Origin of the sequence: Nocardia sp. CDC159, assembly GCF_023740735.1 — a bacterium.
GTDB classification, from domain to species: Bacteria; Actinomycetota; Actinomycetes; order Mycobacteriales; family Mycobacteriaceae; genus Nocardia; species Nocardia pulmonis.
This window is the reverse complement of record NZ_JAMRXH010000007.1, coordinates 39,976-59,112: the sequence shown is the minus strand read 5'-3', so window position 1 is coordinate 59,112 and position 19,137 is coordinate 39,976. Positions and strand designations below refer to the sequence as shown.

Annotated in this window: 20 protein-coding genes; 9 read left to right on the top strand and 11 right to left on the bottom strand. The window is 67.8% G+C overall.

All coding sequences use genetic code 11. From position 1 onward, the window contains the following. Positions 1–31: 31 nt before the first annotated feature. Both NDR87_RS17255 and NDR87_RS17250 read right to left on the bottom strand, forming a co-directional pair. Positions 32–709, bottom strand: a complete 678-nt coding sequence (locus NDR87_RS17255; protein WP_251914151.1) for a GNAT family N-acetyltransferase — start codon at positions 707–709, stop codon at positions 32–34. Between the two features lie 275 nt (positions 710–984). Further along, positions 985–1,749 (bottom strand): respiratory nitrate reductase subunit gamma, encoded by a 765-nt coding sequence (locus NDR87_RS17250; RefSeq protein WP_251914152.1) that lies wholly within the window; start codon positions 1,747–1,749, stop codon positions 985–987. Positions 1,750–1,915: 166 nt separating this feature from the next. On the opposite strand from NDR87_RS17250, the gene NDR87_RS17245 reads away from it, so the two are divergent. Beyond that, on the top strand, positions 1,916–2,920 hold the full coding sequence (locus NDR87_RS17245; RefSeq protein WP_251914153.1) for an endonuclease/exonuclease/phosphatase family protein: 1,005 nt from the start codon (positions 1,916–1,918) through the stop codon (positions 2,918–2,920). Positions 2,921–3,008: 88 nt separating this feature from the next. Here NDR87_RS17245 and thrS read toward each other — a convergent pair whose 3' ends face one another. Beyond that, on the bottom strand, positions 3,009–4,346 hold the full coding sequence (gene thrS / locus NDR87_RS17240) for a threonine--tRNA ligase (RefSeq protein WP_308212108.1): 1,338 nt from the start codon (positions 4,344–4,346) through the stop codon (positions 3,009–3,011). Between the two features lie 334 nt (positions 4,347–4,680). Between thrS and NDR87_RS17235 the strand changes: the two genes are divergently transcribed. Next, positions 4,681–5,421 (top strand): helix-turn-helix domain-containing protein, encoded by a 741-nt coding sequence (locus NDR87_RS17235; RefSeq protein ID WP_251914155.1) that lies wholly within the window; start codon positions 4,681–4,683, stop codon positions 5,419–5,421. An 18-nt stretch (positions 5,422–5,439) separates the two neighbouring features. Here NDR87_RS17235 and NDR87_RS17230 read toward each other — a convergent pair whose 3' ends face one another. Then, positions 5,440–6,249 (bottom strand): alpha/beta fold hydrolase, encoded by an 810-nt coding sequence (locus NDR87_RS17230; RefSeq protein WP_251914156.1) that lies wholly within the window; start codon positions 6,247–6,249, stop codon positions 5,440–5,442. A 409-nt stretch (positions 6,250–6,658) separates the two neighbouring features. Here NDR87_RS17230 and NDR87_RS17225 point away from each other — a divergent pair, with 409 nt between their 5' ends. Then, the gene (locus tag NDR87_RS17225; protein WP_251914157.1) at positions 6,659–7,249 is read left to right on the top strand and encodes a TetR family transcriptional regulator; all 591 of its coding nucleotides are present in this window, start codon (positions 6,659–6,661) and stop codon (positions 7,247–7,249) included. A 10-nt stretch (positions 7,250–7,259) separates the two neighbouring features. Here NDR87_RS17225 and NDR87_RS17220 read toward each other — a convergent pair whose 3' ends face one another. Both NDR87_RS17220 and NDR87_RS17215 read right to left on the bottom strand, forming a co-directional pair. Then, complete coding sequence (locus NDR87_RS17220; RefSeq protein WP_251914158.1) at positions 7,260–8,642, bottom strand: serine hydrolase; 1,383 nt, start codon at positions 8,640–8,642, stop codon at positions 7,260–7,262. A gap of 61 nt (positions 8,643–8,703) precedes the next feature. Further along, positions 8,704–9,396 (bottom strand): MerR family transcriptional regulator, encoded by a 693-nt coding sequence (locus tag NDR87_RS17215; RefSeq protein ID WP_251914252.1) that lies wholly within the window; start codon positions 9,394–9,396, stop codon positions 8,704–8,706. A gap of 111 nt (positions 9,397–9,507) precedes the next feature. On the opposite strand from NDR87_RS17215, the gene NDR87_RS17210 reads away from it, so the two are divergent. Continuing rightward, the gene (locus NDR87_RS17210) at positions 9,508–10,749 is read left to right on the top strand and encodes an erythromycin esterase family protein (protein ID WP_251914160.1); all 1,242 of its coding nucleotides are present in this window, start codon (positions 9,508–9,510) and stop codon (positions 10,747–10,749) included. Here NDR87_RS17210 and NDR87_RS17205 read toward each other — a convergent pair. After that, the gene (locus NDR87_RS17205; RefSeq protein WP_251914161.1) at positions 10,743–11,870 is read right to left on the bottom strand and encodes a hypothetical protein; all 1,128 of its coding nucleotides are present in this window, start codon (positions 11,868–11,870) and stop codon (positions 10,743–10,745) included. The genes NDR87_RS17210 and NDR87_RS17205 overlap by 7 nt on opposite strands. Before the next feature lie 561 nt (positions 11,871–12,431). On the opposite strand from NDR87_RS17205, the gene NDR87_RS17200 reads away from it, so the two are divergent. From NDR87_RS17200 to NDR87_RS17185, 4 genes are all read left to right on the top strand, one after another. Beyond that, positions 12,432–13,331, top strand: coding sequence for an alpha/beta hydrolase (locus tag NDR87_RS17200; RefSeq protein ID WP_251914162.1), 900 nt, complete (start codon positions 12,432–12,434; stop codon positions 13,329–13,331). Between the two features lie 111 nt (positions 13,332–13,442). Further along, a complete protein-coding gene (locus tag NDR87_RS17195; protein ID WP_251914163.1) occupies positions 13,443–13,823 on the top strand; it encodes a DUF1801 domain-containing protein in 381 nt (126 codons plus the stop codon). Between the two features lie 164 nt (positions 13,824–13,987). Further along, positions 13,988–14,932 (top strand): bile acid:sodium symporter family protein, encoded by a 945-nt coding sequence (locus NDR87_RS17190; RefSeq protein ID WP_251914164.1) that lies wholly within the window; start codon positions 13,988–13,990, stop codon positions 14,930–14,932. A gap of 66 nt (positions 14,933–14,998) precedes the next feature. Next, on the top strand, positions 14,999–15,448 hold the full coding sequence (locus NDR87_RS17185) for a hypothetical protein (RefSeq protein WP_251914165.1): 450 nt from the start codon (positions 14,999–15,001) through the stop codon (positions 15,446–15,448). Between the two features lie 207 nt (positions 15,449–15,655). On the opposite strand, the gene NDR87_RS17180 is transcribed toward NDR87_RS17185, so the two are convergent. The 3 genes from NDR87_RS17180 to NDR87_RS17170 form a co-directional block, all read right to left on the bottom strand. After that, the gene (locus NDR87_RS17180; protein WP_251914166.1) at positions 15,656–16,300 is read right to left on the bottom strand and encodes a hypothetical protein; all 645 of its coding nucleotides are present in this window, start codon (positions 16,298–16,300) and stop codon (positions 15,656–15,658) included. Positions 16,301–16,394: 94 nt separating this feature from the next. After that, a complete protein-coding gene (locus tag NDR87_RS17175; RefSeq protein WP_251914167.1) occupies positions 16,395–16,637 on the bottom strand; it encodes a hypothetical protein in 243 nt (80 codons plus the stop codon). A gap of 55 nt (positions 16,638–16,692) precedes the next feature. Beyond that, positions 16,693–17,835 (bottom strand): low temperature requirement protein A, encoded by a 1,143-nt coding sequence (locus NDR87_RS17170; protein WP_251914169.1) that lies wholly within the window; start codon positions 17,833–17,835, stop codon positions 16,693–16,695. Positions 17,836–18,065: 230 nt separating this feature from the next. Between NDR87_RS17170 and NDR87_RS17165 the strand changes: the two genes are divergently transcribed. After that, complete coding sequence (locus tag NDR87_RS17165) at positions 18,066–18,521, top strand: hypothetical protein (RefSeq protein WP_251914170.1); 456 nt, start codon at positions 18,066–18,068, stop codon at positions 18,519–18,521. A gap of 171 nt (positions 18,522–18,692) precedes the next feature. Here the strand turns inward: NDR87_RS17165 and NDR87_RS17160 are convergent, their stop codons facing one another. Beyond that, positions 18,693–19,097 carry a hypothetical protein gene (locus tag NDR87_RS17160; RefSeq protein WP_251914172.1) on the bottom strand — a complete coding sequence of 135 codons (405 nt, stop codon included), beginning with the start codon at positions 19,095–19,097 and terminating at the stop codon, positions 18,693–18,695. Positions 19,098–19,137 lie beyond the last annotated feature (40 nt).

Sequence of the window (19,137 nt, the reverse complement as noted above, 5' to 3'; positions counted from 1 at the left end):
CCTCGAAGTATAAGAGCCCGATCCGCCGAAATCACGCGTTCAGCAACCGGCCACCGGCCCGCCCGCTGGTCACGAGCTGAGCCTCGATGGTCGCCCGCACCGCGGGCCACTCCTCGTCCAGGATCGAGTAGAACGCCGTGCTGCGAATCTCGCCGTCCAGACCCCGGGAGTGTGCCCGGCGGACGCCGTCGCTGGTGGCGCCCAGGCGCTCGATAGCCATGCGCGAGCGTAGGTTTCGCATATCGGCGCGCATGGCGATCCGTCGGACTCGCCAGACCTCGAAGGCGTGTGCGAGCAGCAGCAGCTTGGACTCGAGGTTGGCCCCCGAGCCGCGAGCCTGCGGGGACAGCCAGGTATTGCCGATCTCGGCGGCGTCGGGCACCGCCAGCAGCGGATCGCCGCTGGGCAGGCCGTGCACGAGGGGCCAGACGACCGGGCCCTGCCAGTAGTCGAAGCGGGTGAATCGCGTCGAGCCCAGCACGCGGTTGTCGGTTGCGGAGACGATGGCGAAGGCCAGCGCGGTACCGGCGGCATGTCCGGCCACCGCATGTGCGACGTACTCGGCGGCCTCGTCCAACCCACGCGGAACCGGGGTGAAGGCAAAGGCGTCGCGATCCCCGGCGCTCGCCTCGGCGAGCCCCGGAACATGGTGCGGCGCAATCGGTTCCAGCCGCACCAGGCGGCCGGTGAGAGTAACGGGTGCAGGCACGTTCCCTCGATCTTTCGGGACGGTCTCGGCCACGTTCGGGCAGGTTAGCGTGCCGGTCCCAAACGCTCCGGATCGACGTACCAGCCCTGGCGCGCCAGCAGCAGCTTCGGACAGTGAGATGAACGATAACGGAACATGCGCCGTCGGCACCTTAGGCGCAATGTAAATTCCCCAGCGTCGCTCGCGTGTCTCCCGGCGCGTCGCATACCCCCGGTCAGCGCCGGATTCCGGTACCCCGACGGCCCCCGGCTCAAACCTGGAAGGTCAATTGCTCGTTAAATGCTGTTACCCCGTCCGGGGCCCGCTTGCATGTCGGGAAACCGGCCGGCCGACCGCCCGGCGCCGGCGACGGGGCGAGGGCCCGTCCAGACCCGCGCCCGGACCGGAAAACGCTGCGGCAGTCGATGTTCGGCGGCGAGTCGGTGCGCCAGCCGGACCAGCGGCCCGGCAAAGGTGCCACCGAGCCGGGTGTAGGGCCAGATGGCGATGAGCAGCAGCAGGATGAGCCCCCGCGCCTGGAACATCGGGGGCGCGTGCAGCATCGTCTCGGCGGTTGGATGCGGGGTGAACAGCGATCGGAACCAGACGAAAAGCGTGTCCTCGATGAGGTTTTCGCCCGCGCCGGGCCCGGCCGCGAAGGTGATGGCGACCCGGGACAGCGCGACGGCCGCGAGCACCGGCAGCGTGCAGCGGTCCAGCCAGCTGACCCTGGAACGCGGTACGGCCGTGATGAGCGGCGGCACGATCAGCAGCAGCGCGCCCAGAATCGCCAGCGGCTGGGCGGCCAGTTCGACGACCGTGACCGCGGTATGGATCCAGGTGTGCGGGCCGGGCCGCGCGGCGAGCATATCGGTCGTCCGGGCCAGCACGGCACCGGCGACGCCGATGCGAAACAGGTTGGGCCCCAAGCGCTCCAGCCGCCCGGCGTCCGGCCCCGGTTCGGGCCGGCCGAACCGGTCGTACCGGTAGCGCCACAGATGTCCCAGCGCGAAGCAGGCAAATGCGCTGTAGGGGAGGATGATCCACAGAGCGGACATCATGGTGGTTCTACTTTCAACTTTGGGTCAGGACATCACAGCAGACCGTGCGACCCGAGACAAGGGACCGAAGCCCCCGACTGGATTCGCGTGATCGTCACCTTCCCGTCACCCGACACTGCCAATATCGCCTGCCCCCAAGTGTTTCCGATCGGAACGGAGTTCGAGCATGCGATTACCCAAGGCACTGCTCACCCTGCTGTTGACGGTGCTGACCCTCGCCGCCGGTTTCCCGGCGATGGCTGGGGCCGATGATGACACCGGCGTGCGCGTACTGTCCTGGAACATTCTGCACGGCGGCCGTGAGCCGTCAGCGGCGAATCTGCCGCAACTGCTGGATCAGGTGGTCGACGTGCGGCCGGACGTCTTCTTCGCGGTGGAGACCTACGGCTCCGGCCAGACCATCACCGACGCGCTGACCAAACGCGCGAACAAGGGCCGCTACAACGGAATTCGCATCACCGGCGGCGCGGCTGGATCGGACAACCTGTGGATCTTCACCCGCTACGAGGTCGTCGCCACCTATCCGAAGCCGCAGGGCGGCACGGTCACCGACTTCAATCTCGGTGGTGTCCGGGTCCGGCTGCCACGCGGCGGTGAGCTGAATCTGTTCGCCGTATGGCTGCCCTACACCAACCCGTGGAACGGGTATCTGATGGACGAGAACGCGGCGGACCGGCGCGACGGTCGAGCGCCCCGGCACTCGGTCGACGCGGTGGTGCAGGCCGACCGCGCCCAGACCCGGGCCATGACCGACATCCTCGACAACCAGCTGCCGAAGATGCTGGGTGGCAACGGCGCACCGGTGCTGCTCGGTGGCGACTTCAATACTGCCCCCGCCGCGGATTGGACTCAGGCCCAGGCGAATTGCCCGAACCACTTCGGCCTGAGCTATCCCCTGCGGACCACCGCCGCCATCACCCGGGCGGGCTTCGTCGACACCTATCGCGCCGCCCAACCGGATGTCTGCGCCGCGCCGGGCAGCACCTGGAGTCCGCTGCCCAGCGAGAAGATGATCACCCCGCAGCGCATCGACTTCATCTTCGCCCGCGGTCAGCTCGACATCCGCTCGGCACGCCTGATCGATCGGCGCATGCCACAGCACGGTCCCGGCGTCTTCTACTCCGATCATGCCGCGCTGGTCACGGAGCTGAATCCGCTGCAGTGGTGGTGACCGGGCACTCGCCCATGAGCTGACCCGATGAGTCGGGTCGGACAGTGGTCGACGGTCGTGCGGGAGTGGTACCGCACGGCCACGGTGATCAGTCGTCCCACAGGCGGATGCTGTGGCTCTCGACCAGCGCCCGGACGCGGGCCACCGCCTCGGGTGCGTTCCGGGCGGGCAGGCGGCGGCCGTCGCGCAGCCGGATGGCCACCTCGCCGTGCGCGGTCTCGGCCGGGCCGAGGATGAATTGATAGGGCACCGAACGAGTTTCGCGCACCCGCGCGCCGAGGCTGGCCGACGCGTCCAGGACCTGGGCGCGCAGTCCCGCGGCCAGGCAGCGCTCGCGGAGGTCCACCGCGGCGAGGTGCTCGGCCGCCGAGACCGGCAGCACCGCCACCTGAAGCGGCGCCAGCCAGGCGGGGAACGCGCCGCCGTGGCGTTCGATCAGGTGGGCGACGGCCCGTTCGACGCTGCCGATGATGCTGCGATGCACCATGACCGGGCGGTGCTTCGCACCGTCCGCGCCGATGTAGCGCAGGTCGAACCGCTCGGGCTGATGGAAGTCCACCTGCACGGTGGACAGGGTCGATTCGCGACCGGCGTGATCACTCACCTGGATATCGATCTTCGGTCCGTAGAACGCGGCCTCGCCCGCTCCCTCCTCGTAGGCCAGCCCGGACCGGTCGAGCACCTCGGTCAGGACCCGGCTCGCGCGCTGCCACATGTCCGGCGCGGCAACGTATTTCCCGCCCGGACCGGGCAGCGACAGGCGATAGCGCGCGGCTTCGATTCCCATGGCCCGGTACGCGGACTCGATCAGCGCCAGCGCCGCGGCGGCCTCGTCGGCGACCTGATCCAGGGTGCAGAAGATGTGCGCGTCGTTGAGGTGAATACAGCGCGCCCGATTCAATCCGCCCAGTGCGCCGGACAATTCGGAGCGGTACATCGCCCCGAGCTCGGCCATCCGCAACGGCAGTTCGCGATAACTGCGCGCGCGGGACCGATACATGACCGCGTGATGCGGGCACAGACTGGGGCGCAGCACCACCTGCTCCCCGCCGACAACCATTGGCGGATACATATCGTCGTCGTAATGCGCCCAGTGCCCGGATATCTCGTACAGCTCACGCTTGCCGAGCACCGGTGAGTACACATGCCGATAACCGGCCCGCCGCTCCACGGTCCGGATGTACTCCTCGAGACTCTGACGCACGATCGCGCCGTCGGGCAGCCAGTACGGCAACCCGGCCCCGATCAGCGGGTCGGTATCGAACAGATTCAGCTCCCGGCCGAGCTTGCGATGGTCGAACACGGTGGTCTCCTCCCAGGAGGCGGATAACCACGCGACGAGGCCCCGGGCATCCGCCCGGGGCCTCGATCGAACAGGATTCAGCGCGCCGGGACGTCTTCCGGCGTCGTGGTGTATCCAGCGCACTGCACGGCGAGGACGGTACACCCGCCGCGCATTGTGGGACAACGAGTTTTCGATGGCGCTCCCAGCGGCGTGCCGGCGACGGCCGGGTTCTGGGAACGCGGCCGCCGCCGCCACACCGAGGAGGGCGACCGGCTCTCCCCTCCGGCGAGTCGGTCACCCACGTCGGAACGGCCCGAAGCGGCGGGCCGGGTGCTTTGTGACCGGTACGAAAGGCTCCCCACGATCACAACACCCACGGGGCGGCCGGGCAACGCACTGCGGTACCCCTGTTCGGTGGTACCGGCGCACCTGGTACCACCAATGCAACACATGCAGGAATCCGAGGAGAGTTCGAGTGCCGGGCAATGCCGCGCTGCCACTGCCGACGCTGGCCGAATTTGTGAAGGTCCGCCGAGAACAACGGGAGTGGACGCAGAAGGAGCTGGCGGAGCGGACGCATACCAGCCTGGGCTATGTCCGGCAGATCGAGCACGGCGGTAAGACGAATCCCGGTGCGCAGGTGCTCGACTCGTTCGCCAAGGCGTTCCAGCTCTCCCCGGCCGAGCACCGCCATATGCTCGTGCTGGCCGGTCGCCCGGGGCCCACCGCCGATGCGCCCATTTCCGATGGCGAACTGCCCGACATGTTGGAGGCGCTGGCGCCGCATGCGGCCGCCCGCGTGCAGGACTGGCGGATCACCACCGCCAACACCCCGTTCCGCCGACTGTGGCCGGGCCTGCTCGAGGCACCCAACATGCTGCAGTGGTGGTTCGGTGACCCGCGCGCCAAACTCGTGCACCGCGTCTGGCGGCGCGAGGCCACGATCATGGCGGGGTTGTTCCGCGACTACGCGGCGCGGCCGGGCTGTCGCGAACCCGCCGCCGAAGTCCTGGCGACGGTGCAGCACATTCCGGAATTCCGGCAGCTGTGGCAGGCGGGTGTGGTGCACTCCGCGCGGCCGACCCCGTACCGGCGGTTGTGGCAGCCGCACGCCGGGCGCGAGATCGTGCTGCGAGAGGTGTTGTTGCAGTGGCCGACTCGAGACGGGCGGCCCGGCATCCTCATGCTCGACATCATCGAGCCGGAGGGCCGCTGAGCGGTCGCGCCGCCGGGCTCAGCGGATGTGCTCGATGAATTCGCGGATCAGCGGGTTGCACAGCTCGGGATGGGTCCAGGTGCAGATGTGGGCCGCGCCGTCGCCACGGATGGTCTCCGTCCGCGTCGGACCGCCCAGCTGTCCGGCCAACTCGATCATCTCCGCATTGCTGACCGCCTGGTCGCTGCCGCCGCGCATGATCAGCGCGGGACAGGTGATGTCGCGCACCAACACACTGATGTCGTCGCGGTCGATGAGGCTGTGCGCCGCCAGCCGCCACGCGCGGCGATCGGCGACGGACCACTTCTCGACCCACGGCAGCTGATGGCGTTCCCGGTCGCCGCCGATCGTCACCGCCGCCATGGTCGGGGTGATCTCCGCCAGCGGCACGTCGCCGTCGATGAGGTGTTTGACGGTGATGTTGTCGTAGGTCTCCCGCTCCTGCGCACTGGGCCCCGCGGCGACGGTGCCGATCAGCACCAGCCCCCGCACGCGACGGGGATGCTGCAGCGCCATCCGCATCGCCGTGAATCCCCCCTGCGACAGACCGACCACCACCACCGGTTCGTCGATGCCGGCATGGTCGGCGACCGCCCAGGTATCCCACGCGGTATCCCAGTAGGTGAACGGTACGCCGTTGTCGGGGGTGCCGCCGTGCCCGCGGGAATCGACCGCGAGAACGCGCATGCCGGGGGCGAAATCATCGATCTGCGGCTGCCACACGTCGACATCCATGGCGAACGAGTGGAGCAGGATCATCGCCGGGCCGTCACCGCCGCTGTCGACGTAGTGGACCTTCGTGCCGTCATTGGAGATGGCGTAAGGCATCGAATCCCCTCCCGGAACACAATTTCGGCGATCCGCCCCGGTCGAGGCGCGCCGGTAGGCAGCGTAGCCCCGCGAATCAGCCCGCCGTCCAGGGCCGCGGCTTCTCCGGATTGCGGATCCCCAGATGCTGGTGATCCGGCCCCCGACGATATCGAAGGGGGCTCGATTCGAGCGCGCCCCGAGCCTGGCCGCATGCCCGGGGCGCCGCTGCCGGGCGCTACCGCTGACCGCGCCGAGACCAGCCGCCCTTGGGGGTGATCGTGCGCGGAGGCACGGGGCGAGTCACGAAGCGCTGCTGGTTGTTCTGAATCGGGTAGGTCCCGCGCTGCTTTCGCATCTTTACCGCCTATCTTGTAGTACTCTGTTCGAAGTGATTTGAACCGTAGTACTACAGATGGAGTGGTGTCAAGTGGTGCGCACGAATCCGGAACGCAGACAGGCTCTGCTGGACGCATCTATCGAGGTCCTGGCCCGGGACGGGGCTCGCGGACTGACCTTCCGCGCGGTGGACAAGGAGGCCGGGGTGCCCGCCGGGACCGCCTCCAACTACTTCCCCAACCGCGACGAACTGCTCGTCCAGGTCGGCCACCGCTACTACGAGCGGCTGGTCCCCGGCGAGGACACGATGGCGAAACTGCATGGCCCGCGCTCCCGGGAAACCATCACCGAACTCATGACCGAGGTGGTGGAGCGGGTCTCCCAGTTCCGCACCGGCTATCTCGCCGTTCTCGAACTCCGGCTGGAGGCTACCCGCCGCCCCGAATTGCAGGCCCTGCTCACCGAGCGCGTGCGTGCCGACCTGGAATTCAACATTCGCAACCACCTCGACCATGGAATGCCCGGCGACGAGGACACCGTGGTTCTGCTGTATCTCGCGCTGAACTGGCTCATCCTCGACCGCCTCACCCTCCCGGGCATTTTCGACCAGCAGCGCGCCACCGAACTGGTCCACACGATCGTCGAGCGCGCCATCCCGGCCCCCACCGAGGCGGCCGGATAGCGACCGTCGATCACCGGCCGCGCCAGCCACCCGGATCGACGCCGCCGGGAATGGGTCCGGCCGGTGCGTACGGCTCGCGCGTGAAGATGTAGCTGACCAGTTCGAGATGATCGACCGCGCCGTCCGAACCGCGGACCGCCCGCAGCCGCTCGCCCGCGTAGTACCCGTCGAGGCCGATCCAGGCGTCCACGCCATCGGGGCGGAACCGGGAGGTCCGCCCGCCGTGCGCCAGGGCCTTCAATTCCAGCCAGCCGTCGGCCCGCAGATGCAGCGCGATGGACGCCGAACCCCAGTACCAGGGTCCGGTGAGCGCCAGCAGGCCCGGATCGACCGACCTGGCGGGCAACCATTCCTCGGGCAGCGCGGGCTCGTGCTCGGCCAGGATGTCCAGCATCGCCAGATCCAACTTGCCCCGAATGCCGCCGTAGGTGGTGTTGGACAGGAACAGCACACCGGTGCGGTCGGCCGGGTCGGCCCAGACCGTGGCGATGAAGCCGGGCATCGCCCCGCCGTGCCCGAGCAGCCTGCGGCCGCCGTGCCTGCGCAGTTGCACGCCGAGTCCATGCCCCTCGGTCCAGGTGTCGGCGTCGATGACGGTGTGTGGCTCGCGCATCTCCTCCCAGGTGTCCCGCGACAGCACGTCGCCGGTGTCCCCGCCGAGGAAGACCGCCCATCGAGCCAGATCGTCCAGGGTCGACCAGAGCTGGCCCGCCGCACCCATCGCACCGTGATCGTGCGCGGGTTCGGGCAGTACGACATCCGCCCATGGATGCACCGCCCAGCCGGTGGCGTGCGGGGCGCCGGGCGCCGGGGTGGTGCGATCCATGCCCAGCGGGGCGAGCACCTCGGCGCGCACGGCGTCGAACCAGCTCTGCCCCCGCAGGCGGGAAATGAGCTCGCCCAGCGCGGCGTAGCCGACGTTGCTGTAGTGATGCAGGCGGCCCGCCCGATGCAGCACGGCGGCACCGTCCATACCGGCCACCAGGTCGGGCCAGTCACCGCCCGGGGTGCGCTCCCACCAGTCGCCCGGCGACTCCGCGCGCACGCCCGCGGTGTGCGAGAGCAGTTGGGCTATCGTGCGATCCCCCATCGGCGCACCGGGCACGTGCCGCTCCAGCGGATCGGACAGGTCCAGCCTGCCCTCGTCGCGCAGCCGCAGCACCACGACGCCCACCATGGTCTTGGTGATCGATCCGATCCGGTACTGGGTGTCGGTGGTCGGCCGCCTCGGCCCGGCCCCGCCGTCCACCCGGCCGCGCGCATCCCACCAGGCCACCTCGCCGTCGCGGACCACGGCGGCGATCAGCGAGGGCACCCGATACTCCGCCTGCTCCACCGCGAGCCGACGCGTCAACGCGCGGGTGGTCGTCGGCAACAGCGCGCTCACTGGCATCTCGTACCTCTTTCATCCGGGAGTAGTGGACTGCCTCACCATCTTGTGCGCCGCCGCGCCGCTACGTCCGATCGAGCATGGTGAGGTAGCGATCGAGCTGGGCCGCACCGGCGAGCAGGTTGCGGCTGCGGGTGGTCAGCCGCTGCTGCCACGAGTCGAGGAAGGCGCTCAGTTCCGCAGCCCCGCCCGCCTCGCGCAGCGCGTCGAGGAACCGTGCGACCCGGGGTAGCGGATAGCCGCCCCGGCGCAGTTGTTTCGCGATCTCGGCGTCGCGGACCGCGTCCGGTCCGTATACGCGGTAGTTCGTCACCCGATCGCGTTCGGGGCGCAGGATGTCCTGGGACTCCCAGCTGCGCAGGGTGGCCGGATGCAGACCGAGCCGACGCCCGAGTTCGCCCACGGTCAGCGGCCGACCGCGGACCGGGGTGGGCGCGGTGGACAGATTGCGCAGGGCCGCCGCGACCTCGGTGCGGGTCTCGCGCTCGGCTAGCAGCGCGCCGTGGGCGGCATCGATGAGCCGGTAGGCGGATTCGATGTCGCCGCAGTTGGTCGCGCGCATGATCGCCATCGCCCGTTGATGTCCGTGGCCGCCGCGCAATGCGAGGAAGGCGCGCAGCGCCTGCGCGTGCAGCGGCGTGTAGCGCCGGTATCCGGAGGCGCTGCGCTCGGCGGGCGGCAGGATGCCCGCGTCGTCGTAGTTGCGGATCGCCTGGGCGGACAATCCGTGTTCTCGGGCCAGATCGATGGGACGCAGCGTGCACCTCCGATTGAGGCTTCGACCGACGAATACCTGGTGGATTTCGCGGAAGTTTCACTCGAATCTTCAACGATAGTGTCGAGAGCGACGCGTTCTGGAAGGGGTCTCATGTCCATCGCCGCCGCATTGCGTGAAATCGGCCGCCCACTCGACAATTCGACAAGCCTGGGTCGTGCCGTCGACGAACTGCTCGCCGCGCGGACCGAGCCGCCGGTGTTACTCGCCCTCGGTGAGCCGACGCACGGGATCGAGGCATTCCCGTTGCTACGCAACGAACTTCTCCGCCACCTCGTCGATCGGGGATATCGGTCGATCGTGCTGGAGATCGATATCTTCGCCGCGGCCGTGGTCGACGACTACGTGGCCGGGGCGCCGGGCCGGATCGACACGGTGCTCGCGACCGGGTTCAGCCACGATTTCGGCGCCGTGCCGGGCAACCGCGAACTCGTCGAATGGCTCCGCGCGCACAATGCGGGCCGCCCACCGCAGGATCGAATTCGCTTCTACGGCTTCGATGCCCCGCTGGAGTACGCCGCCGCGCCGAGTCCCCGGCACGCGCTGACCACGGTGCGCGACTACCTGCCCGCGGCGCTTCGGCCCCCATCGACCCGCGCCCTCGAAGCGCTCCTGGGCGAGGACGCGCAGTGGGCGAACCCGGCGGCCATGTACGACCCCGCCGCCTCCATCGGCGCCTCCGACCACGCCCACGCCCTGCGCATCGTCGCCGACGACCTGGCCAGCGCCCTGCACCGTGCGGCGCCCATCCTGCGTCCCGCCGACCCGACCGGCTACGACCATGCCCACGCCCACGCCCGAACCGCCCTGGGCCTGCTCCGCTACCACGCCGCCATGGCCACCCCCACCCCCGACCGCATCGCCGATCTGGCCAGCCTGCGCAGCGAGATGATGGCCGAGAACCTGCTCGCGATCGTAGCCGCGGAACGGCATCGCGGACCGAGCCTGGTCTTCGCCCACAACACCCACCTCCAGCGCGCGAAGTCCGCCCAGCCGCTCGACGCGACCACCGTGAACTGGTGTGGCGCAGGCGCACTCGCCGCCCTCCCCCTCGCCGAGCGCTACCTGTTCCTGGCCACCGACGCCAGCCCCGCCAGCACCCCGGGCACCCTCCAGCACGCCCTGGCCCAGGCCACCACCCGCCGCACCCTGTTCCCCGCGGCGGCCCTACGCGAAGCACTTCCTCCCTCGATCACCGCGGGCAAACCGATTGTGCCCGGTCACATCCCGCTGGAACCAACGGACCTACCCACTGCCGACGCGGTCGTCTTCATCGCCGACACCGACGGAGAACAGCATCGGTATTGGGAGGAATCGCCCGCGGCCGCTTATTGAGCCGATGGTCGATTCGCCGCCCACTGCTGGGCGGTGCCCCGGTGGAGGGCGGCGTAGATGCGGTCGCGCAGCAGGTTCGCCTCATGGTCGGTGAGAGTGCGGTCCAGGCGGCGCAGTGTCACCTCGATCAGGAGGTTCTTCTGGTCGGGGCGCGCCCCGAGGCGGCGCAGGGCCGGTGGCGGCAGTTCCGAACACGGTGTCTCGGCGCGGATTTCGACCGCCTCGACGGAATCGGCAGCCGACCCCAGTGCCTCGCGCACGCGGTCGCCGAGATCCTCGGCGAGGTCGTCGTGTTCGACCGCGATGGACAGGTCACGACGGATGGCGGGCATGGTCGATATGGGCCGGTAGGGCGTCAGATCGGTGAGTTGCGCGGCGACGGCGGGATCGGCCGAACGCAGGATGCGAATATCGGGAATCCCCTTGAGCAACATCACTATTCGGTCGAGCCCGAGGCCGAGCGCCAGACCGGCGTGGGTGCTGTCCAGCCCGGCCCGCCGCAGCACCCCGGGACCCGCCAGGCCGCATTCGGCCACCTCTATCCACTCGCCGTCGCGGGCCACATCCACCTGGCGTCCGAGCTCGGTGTAGGGGTGCACGCGGGGCTCGAGCCGGTATCTCGCCCCGGGCAGCAGCGCGTCGATGATCACGGCGATCATCTCCTCCAGATCCGCGCGGACCATGGGGCGGCGGGTGAGGCGCCATAGATCGAGTTGATGCGGGGTGCCGGTGTGCAGGCGATCGATGCTGTCGCGGCGGTAGACGATTCCGGGACACACCAGCAGCACATCCTCGGCGGGGTCGGCGGCCAGTGCCCGCAGCGCGGCGGGAATCAGTGCGCTGGAATGGCTGCGCAGCATCCGCAGGTCGTCGACGTAGCGGGTGTAGCGGGCATCGCGGGTGATGTCGTCGCCGTGGTAGCCGAGGTTGTCGTAGTTGTCGGCGATGGTGACGATGCGCTCGCCGCGCCACCACCGGGTCTCAGCGCCCCATCGCCGCGCCAACGCGTCGACGATTCGGTCGACGACGAGTTGCAGGGCATGGGTGCCGGCGGCGGGATCGGTGAGATCGCGAATGGCGAGATCGCGGGCGAGCTGCTCCTCGGAAAGACGGGTGGACATGATGAACTCCTGACAGGAGGGCGGTGGACGGGGTAAGGAAACCCCCGAGCCCTCGAAACAGCCGCTCCCGCAGGTCAGCTCGCTGGACGTGGCGAGATCCGGCCCCGGTGGCACCTTCGAAGGGCTCGGGGGCCGGGAAATCGGTGCGTACACACGACTGTGGCCACATCAGGGATGGTAGGCGTGCGAGGGAGTTACGCAAGTCGTTTTCAGAATAGTGGAATTTCACTGTCCGAAGATCTTTCGAACCGGTCCCTAGGTGAAAATACCGGGCGGTCTTTCACTCGATGGCGCAATGCATTGCGGGAAAAGACATTACGAATTCGTCAACAGCGATGCAGGTCTTGCGATCGAGCAAAAAGCGGCTATAGCCTGCCTATTACGTTGAACGATCAACCTGGGATTGATCGTTCTCGTGCACCACCAAGGAGCGTTACCGTGCGAAATTCCTTACGTACAATTACCGTATCCCTGACAGCGGCACTGCTCTGGTTGACACCGGGCGTTTCCCATGCCGACGGGCCCGCTCAGTCGGATCGTTGTGAAGCAATATCTTTTCCGGTGCCACAGGGCACTCTGGCCGCGACCCTGTGCCTGCCGGCTCGGAACGCGACCGGCACCGTCATGGTGCTGATGGCGGGTTCCAACTACAACCACACCTACTGGGATTTCCCGTACCGGCCCGAAACCTACAATTTCCGGCGCGCCATGAACGCGGGCGGTTATGCGACGCTCGTGGTCGATCGGCTCGGCACCGGCGCGAGCACCCGCCCGCCGAGCGCGACGCTGACCGCGACCGGTACCGCGGCGGCCCTGCACGAGATCGTCCAGGCGCTGCGCCGGGGACTCGCGGGCAGGGCGCCGTTCGACACGATCATCATCGGTGGCCACTCGCTCAGCTCCGGCATCGACGTCCTGGAGGCCGCCACCTATCACGACGTCAACGGCGTGCTGCTCACCGGATACTCACACAGCCTGGACTATCTCCAGGTTTCCAGCGTCGTTTCCACCTACTACCCGGCGGACCAGGATCCGAAATTCGCTGGCCGCGGCTACGACCCCGGTTATCTCACCACGCAACCCGGTACCCGCGCCGCCAGTTTCCACGGCCCCACCAACGTCGACCCGCAGGCGGTAGCCACCGACGAGGCGACCAAGGAGGTCTTCTCACTGTCGGAATACCCCGACGGCCTGTCCTCCACCGTCCCACCCGTATCCCACGCCATCGACGTCCCGGTCATGCTCGTCAACGGCAGCATGGACAAGCTGTCCTGCGGCGTCGATTTTTCGATATGCCGAGACGCCGCCGTCCTGCACGCGGCGGAGTCCCCCTATTTCAGCCCGGCAGCCCGCTTACACACCTACGTACTCCCCGGCGCGGGCCACTCGGTCAACCTCGCCCCCAGCACCGAGAGCTACCAAGCCGCCGTCCTGAGTTGGGCGAACTCCACTTTCGAGTAGCCGACTCTCGGAAGACAACCGAGCCCCACCCGGTTCCGGGTGGGGCTCGGTGGAGTCGCAAACTGTCGTACCCCGGCGAGATGATGGTGCTGTCCGAAGGGAGGACCGGTCATGATCGACAATGAGCACGGATCGGATATCCGGACATGGCTCGCCGGACTCGACGAGAACCAGCGGAACCAAGCCGAGGAGCTGATGGCGCTGATCAGCGCCGCGGATGCCCGGATTCAGCAGGCCCTGAAATGGGGCCGGATCACTTTTACCGTCGAAAATCGCTGGCACGACTGGCTGTGCGCGATCGCCGCCGCCAAGAAGGAAGTGCGCCTCGTCTTTCACAAGGGCGTACTCCTCGACGATCCCGAACGCCTGCTGACCGGCTCGGCCCGCTACGTCCGTGAGGTGACCGCGGAACAGGCCATCCGAAACCCCGCCGCGGTCGGATCCCTGGTCCACAGCGCCCTCACCCATCAAACCGACTTGCTCCAGCAGTGATCGACCTCGGCAGTCAGCCGCTCGAAACGCGTCGGTGAGCCAGCGGTTGGCCGCCAGTCGATCTGGTGAACACCCGCGGTCGGTCCACGGCACAATAGACCTGTTTCGGCCGGAAACTCGCTGCCCTCGACCGTGATCCCGTTCGCCGAGCGAAGAGGAAGACCATGGATACGCCGCTCGTTTCCATCGCCTTACCCGTGGCGCTGGCCCTGATCATGTTCGGCCTGGGGCTGACGCTGACCGTAGCGGATTTCACGCGTGTCGTGCGCACGCCGAAGATTCTCGCGATCGCACTCGGGTGCCAGTTGCTGGTCTTGCCAATGGTTGCGTTCGGCCTGGCGCTGTTGTTCGATCTGCCGCCGATCCTCGCGGTCGGCATGATGTTGCTCGCCGCCTCGCCCGGCGGCGTGCAGGCGAATCTGTTGAGTCATCTGTTCCGCGGCGACGTCGCGCTGAATATCTCACTGACCGCAGTGAATTCGGTCATCGCCGCGGTCACGATGCCGGTGGTGACCAACTTCGCTCTCGACTACTTCGAACCCGAAAAAGGTTCGGGTGTAGTGGGTTTGCAGTTCGGCAAAATGATCCGAGTGTTCGCCATCGTGCTGATCCCGGTCGTGGTCGGAATGATGGTGCGGCGACTGCGCCCCCGGTTCGCCGACCGGATGGACCAGCCGGTACGCATCGGTTCGGCGGCGATGATCCTGCTCCTCATCGCGGGCGCCATCATCGCCGAGCGGGCCAACCTGGTCAGCTATATCGTCGACGTCGGCCTGATCACCACCCTGTTCTGCCTACTCAGCCTGACCACCGGCTTCTTCGTTCCCCGCGCGCTCGGCATCTCCGAACCCCGAGCTATCGCCTGTTCGATGGAAATCGGAATACACAATGGCGCTCTCGCCATCACGATCGCCATCAGCGTGCTGCACAGCACCGCCATGGCAGTGCCCTCCGCCGTCTACGGTTTGCTCGCCCTCCCCCTGGCAGCCCTCGTCGCCTGGCTTGTCACCCGCGACTCACGCCCGGCCAGTGCGTCGCCGAACCAAGCCCCCACCGCGAACAGTCCCTATCCCTACTCTCGCCCACCGCTGCGTGAGCCAGGCCAGTAACCCCGACCGGTTCGACCCCGCACTGGTGACGACGCGGAATTGTTGGGCCGACGTATTGTTCGAGCTGTGTTCGACGTTTCCGACGGGCTGGCCGTCACCTATCGACCCGAGGGGCTCATCGGCATGGGTGAGCTACATGTCTCGGCATGCGTGCCACCTTTCGCGGGCGCCGCCGTCGGCTACTTCAGCGACTCGGTCCTCCAGGAGTGGGTCCGCGCGCTACAAACCTATCCCTGGAAGCGGGACGCTCGATTTCGCGTTTCCGCTGCCCTGGGCGACCACGAGACTGTCGACCTGGCTGCCTTCGTTGTGACGGGTCGTGGTCAACTCGCGGTCGCGGTTCATCTCGCGGTGATCGATAGCGATGCTCGTTCCCCGACCGCCGATACCGTGACAGAAACTCGTCTCCTGATCCCGACGAGCTACCAAGCCATCAGCACCTTCGCACACGACCTGGCCACCGCGATCACCAGCGCTGGCGGCACCGCCCATCTGAACATCGACAGGCTTGCATAGCGCCAACGCCCGCACATGCCGTGGCGCGGGCGTTGCTCAGTCGCACAGATACCTTGCCTGGCAAGGCTTCCCACGCACTGAAATGCGACTACGGGACGCGGAATCGGCTCCGTGCCCACGGTCGTGTCGCTGCGGCTGAGGGAGTCCAAACCCGCCTCGATTGCCGCGTTCCCCGCCCACAGCTCGAACCCACTGGTGCGATACGCACTAGTCGCACAGGAAGGAGGGGTTGATTCCGTGGCAGTCCTCCCAAGAACCGGGCGTCGGGCGATCGGGAACCACATAGCTCCAGCGATCGGGTACGTCCGAATTCGGCACGGCCGCAACGATTCCGGCGCCTAGGGCGCCGCCGATCAACGCACCGGCGAACCCGGTGACGAGGACCAGCGGGCCCCCCACGATACCGATGGCCATACCGATGAGAGCGCCGATGAATCCGCCGAGTGCGGCCCCCGCCCAGATGCTGCGTTCTCTGGGCGAGCTCTGCTGCCAGTAGCCGATCGGTTCGGCTGTCAAGTGCGTGCCGGTCGCGTCGACCCGCGGCCGCAGCTCGACGGCGCCCTGCTCGAGTTCGACGGTCAGCGGCATGCTCGCGAAGACCGCACCCGTCCGATCGGCGACATTCACCGCGTTGTCGGTCACCGAGAACATGCCGCCGACCAGGCTGGCGGCCAAACTCTTTCCGTCGGCCGACTTCGAGACCTCGAAGGTGACGCCGTGCTCCACACCGCGCACAGCATCCGGAAGCGCGCTGGCCGGTGTGGGCGCGGACTCGGCATGTGCGACGCTTCCCGCGATCCCCGTGGCCGCGATGGTGCACATGGCCGCCACAGCGATCTTCTTGATTCTCATCGTTTTCCTCTACCTCGACCGCGTCGTCGCGCGGAACCAAAGCCGCTATCTCCCAGGGGAGCAGTATTTTCGATCCCTCCAGGACGAACAAACTCTAAGCTGGTGGCTCGTCACGGCGAACGCCCTCCGCGGGCCCCACTTTCCGCGGCACCAAAAGCTCTGGCACCACCCACATCAGCAGGTACGGCGATACCGAACTGCGGTGCTCGCCGATGCCGAGCTTCTTGTCCGGCGACGGCAACCCCAGTCCGCGAACGTCTACCGTGCCGCCGCCAGCGAACCCGCCCTCCTGCCGAATACCTACCTCGTCCGTGTCCTCGGTGAGATCGAAAGACACTCAGAGTGTTTCGATCCTGGACGGACGGCGACGCGGGCAGCCCTGGGTGACACCGTCACAGATACGCGTTGTGCTCGCCCGCGCGCACGCTCAGCGTGTCGTCGACAAACACCGGGACGTAGCCCACGATCACCAGCACGAGCAGCTGCGCCCAGCCCACCCACACGACGCCGACGGGAGCCGTGGCCAGCACGGCCGGTGCGCCGACGAGCCGCAGCCAGGGCCGCGGCAGGCGCAGGACGAGCCGGAAACAACACTGGCCGAACAGGAACAGCGCGACGCCACCCGACAGGGCCAGCGCGGCAGATACCGGCACCGATCGATGTCCCTGGGCGAGAACGGATCTGATGCCCGCCGCGGTCAGTATGACGCCCACCAGCATGGGGTACAGCGCGTATCCGTAGGCGAACGCGGCGAGTCGCCCGCGCCGTGGCCCCGGCGCCGCCGCGAGCGCGCGCTCGCCACGCTCGTCGTCCATGCCGAAGTACGTCCACCACAGCATCGAGGCGAGGGCCAGCGCGAGCGCGACCATGGCGAGCAGCGGGATCGTCAGGTTCTCTCCCGCCAGGCCCGCACCGATGGCCACCACCGATTCGCCGATCGCGATGAGCAGCACCAGGCCGTGCCGTTCGCAGAAATGCGCTGTGCGGACGACGAAGCCGCCCGTATCGAACACGTAGGGCGTCACGATCTGCACCATCAGGGCCGCGCCCCAGAGCGCATAGCGCGGCCAGCCATGGACGCAGCCGCCGATCAGCACGAGCACGGCGCAGGTGGTGTTGGGCGGCACGAGCCGCAGCGCCGCCGCGGACACCCGCGCTCCGGCATTCGCCCAGAACAGCACCGAGTGCATGACATTGACCACCGCATACCCCAGCGCGAAGGCGAGTCCGAAGCCCTCGAAGGCACCCGGAATCGCGACGGCGATCACGAGAAACCCGAACATCCCCACCAACAGACCGATGCGTCGAGCCGTCGACGTCGGCGCTACCTCGTTGGTCAGCCACACATAGCCGCTGTACATCCACCACGTAAGGGCGAATACCAGCACCACCCGCCCCAGCGCAGGCCATCCGGGATCTTCGGTGAACGCGTGCGTCAGCTGCGTCACCGTGAAGACGAACACGAGATCGAAGAACAGCTCCAGGGTCGAGGCGCGAATCTGCCCGCCCTCGGCGTCCGGGATATCGCTGGTCACGAGCAGAGGGTAGAGCCCGGCATCCGGCGTGTCGTGGATTGTGCCTTGCGTTGCGCCTTTCAGGCCCCCTGCGCCTCGCCGGAGAGTGCTTCCGCCTCGCGGGTGTCAGGTGCCCGGGTGTCGTAATCCGAGCACATTGCGACGTCAACGCGGCTATTGCTGAATATTTGCCAGACCATAATGAGGGTACGCCCCGCTTGCGGTTGCCCTGACATGTGGAGGAGAACTCAATGAACACTGTCGCGAAGTTTTCCACCGGACCGGCCGCCCTGCTCGCCGTGGCGCCGATCGCGCTCGCGGCCACCGCGCGCGCCGACGATGAGCCCGTCTATTTCAGCTTCGGCGACGCCAACTGCGCCATCCTGACCTACGGCACCATCGGATGTGACCGACCCGTGCTCACCACCTACAACACCGGCTACGGCGGTACTCTCCCGTGGCTGCAGTCGCCGCAGATCATCGCCGACCCGAAGACGCGTTCCGGGTTCGACTTCACCGGTGAGCCGTACACGCTGCCGGGCGGCAACCCCTCTTGGGAACAGGTTGTCAAGGACCACGGCTGGACGAGCGGCTGGCCCACGCTGGAGTACGCGGGGGTGTGGTGCGGACAGTTCAGGGACATGCTCAGGTGCGGAGTCCGCGGCCCCGGCGAAGCGCTCCCGGACGACCAGGCTTTCACCTTGTGACCATCTCTCGGTGGCGAGTCCAGCCGCGGCTCACCGGGCAACCGGACGCACGAAACGCCGCGGCTGACCGAATCGGCGAGACCGAACAGAACCTGAGGTCTGTCCGGTCTCGCCGATGTACATCGCCCTGCTGGTAGGGCCGGAGCCGATTCGGTCGTGCCCCGCATTCGGTCAGGCGGCGTCGAGGGCTGCGGTGATCTTGCGGGTCATCTCGGCGAGGGTGGGGTTGGGCTGGGCCTGTGGGTTTTTCGCGGCTTCGGTGGCGAGCAGGACGGTGTTGCGGAAGTTCTCGGCCTCGGCCGGATCCTGTTGCTTCAGCAGGGTCATGGCTGTGGTCAGGGCTGGCAGCACGTGGTCGGCGAGTTCGGCGACGGACTTGCCGACCAGCTTGATGTCCTTGGACTTCGCGGCGGCGAGTACGTGCCCCACCGTGCCGGTCGCCGAGGACAGCGCGATGGTGCCGGCGGTGGCGATCCTGTGGGGTTTGGCCCCGACGGCGGCCAGCAGGGAGACCGCGCCGTAGGCGGCGGTGCGCAGGGTGGCTTTGTCCTGGTCGGTCATGGTGATGGTGGACATGATGGGTGTGCTCCTTCGAATTGTGTTGGGGTGAAGCTGG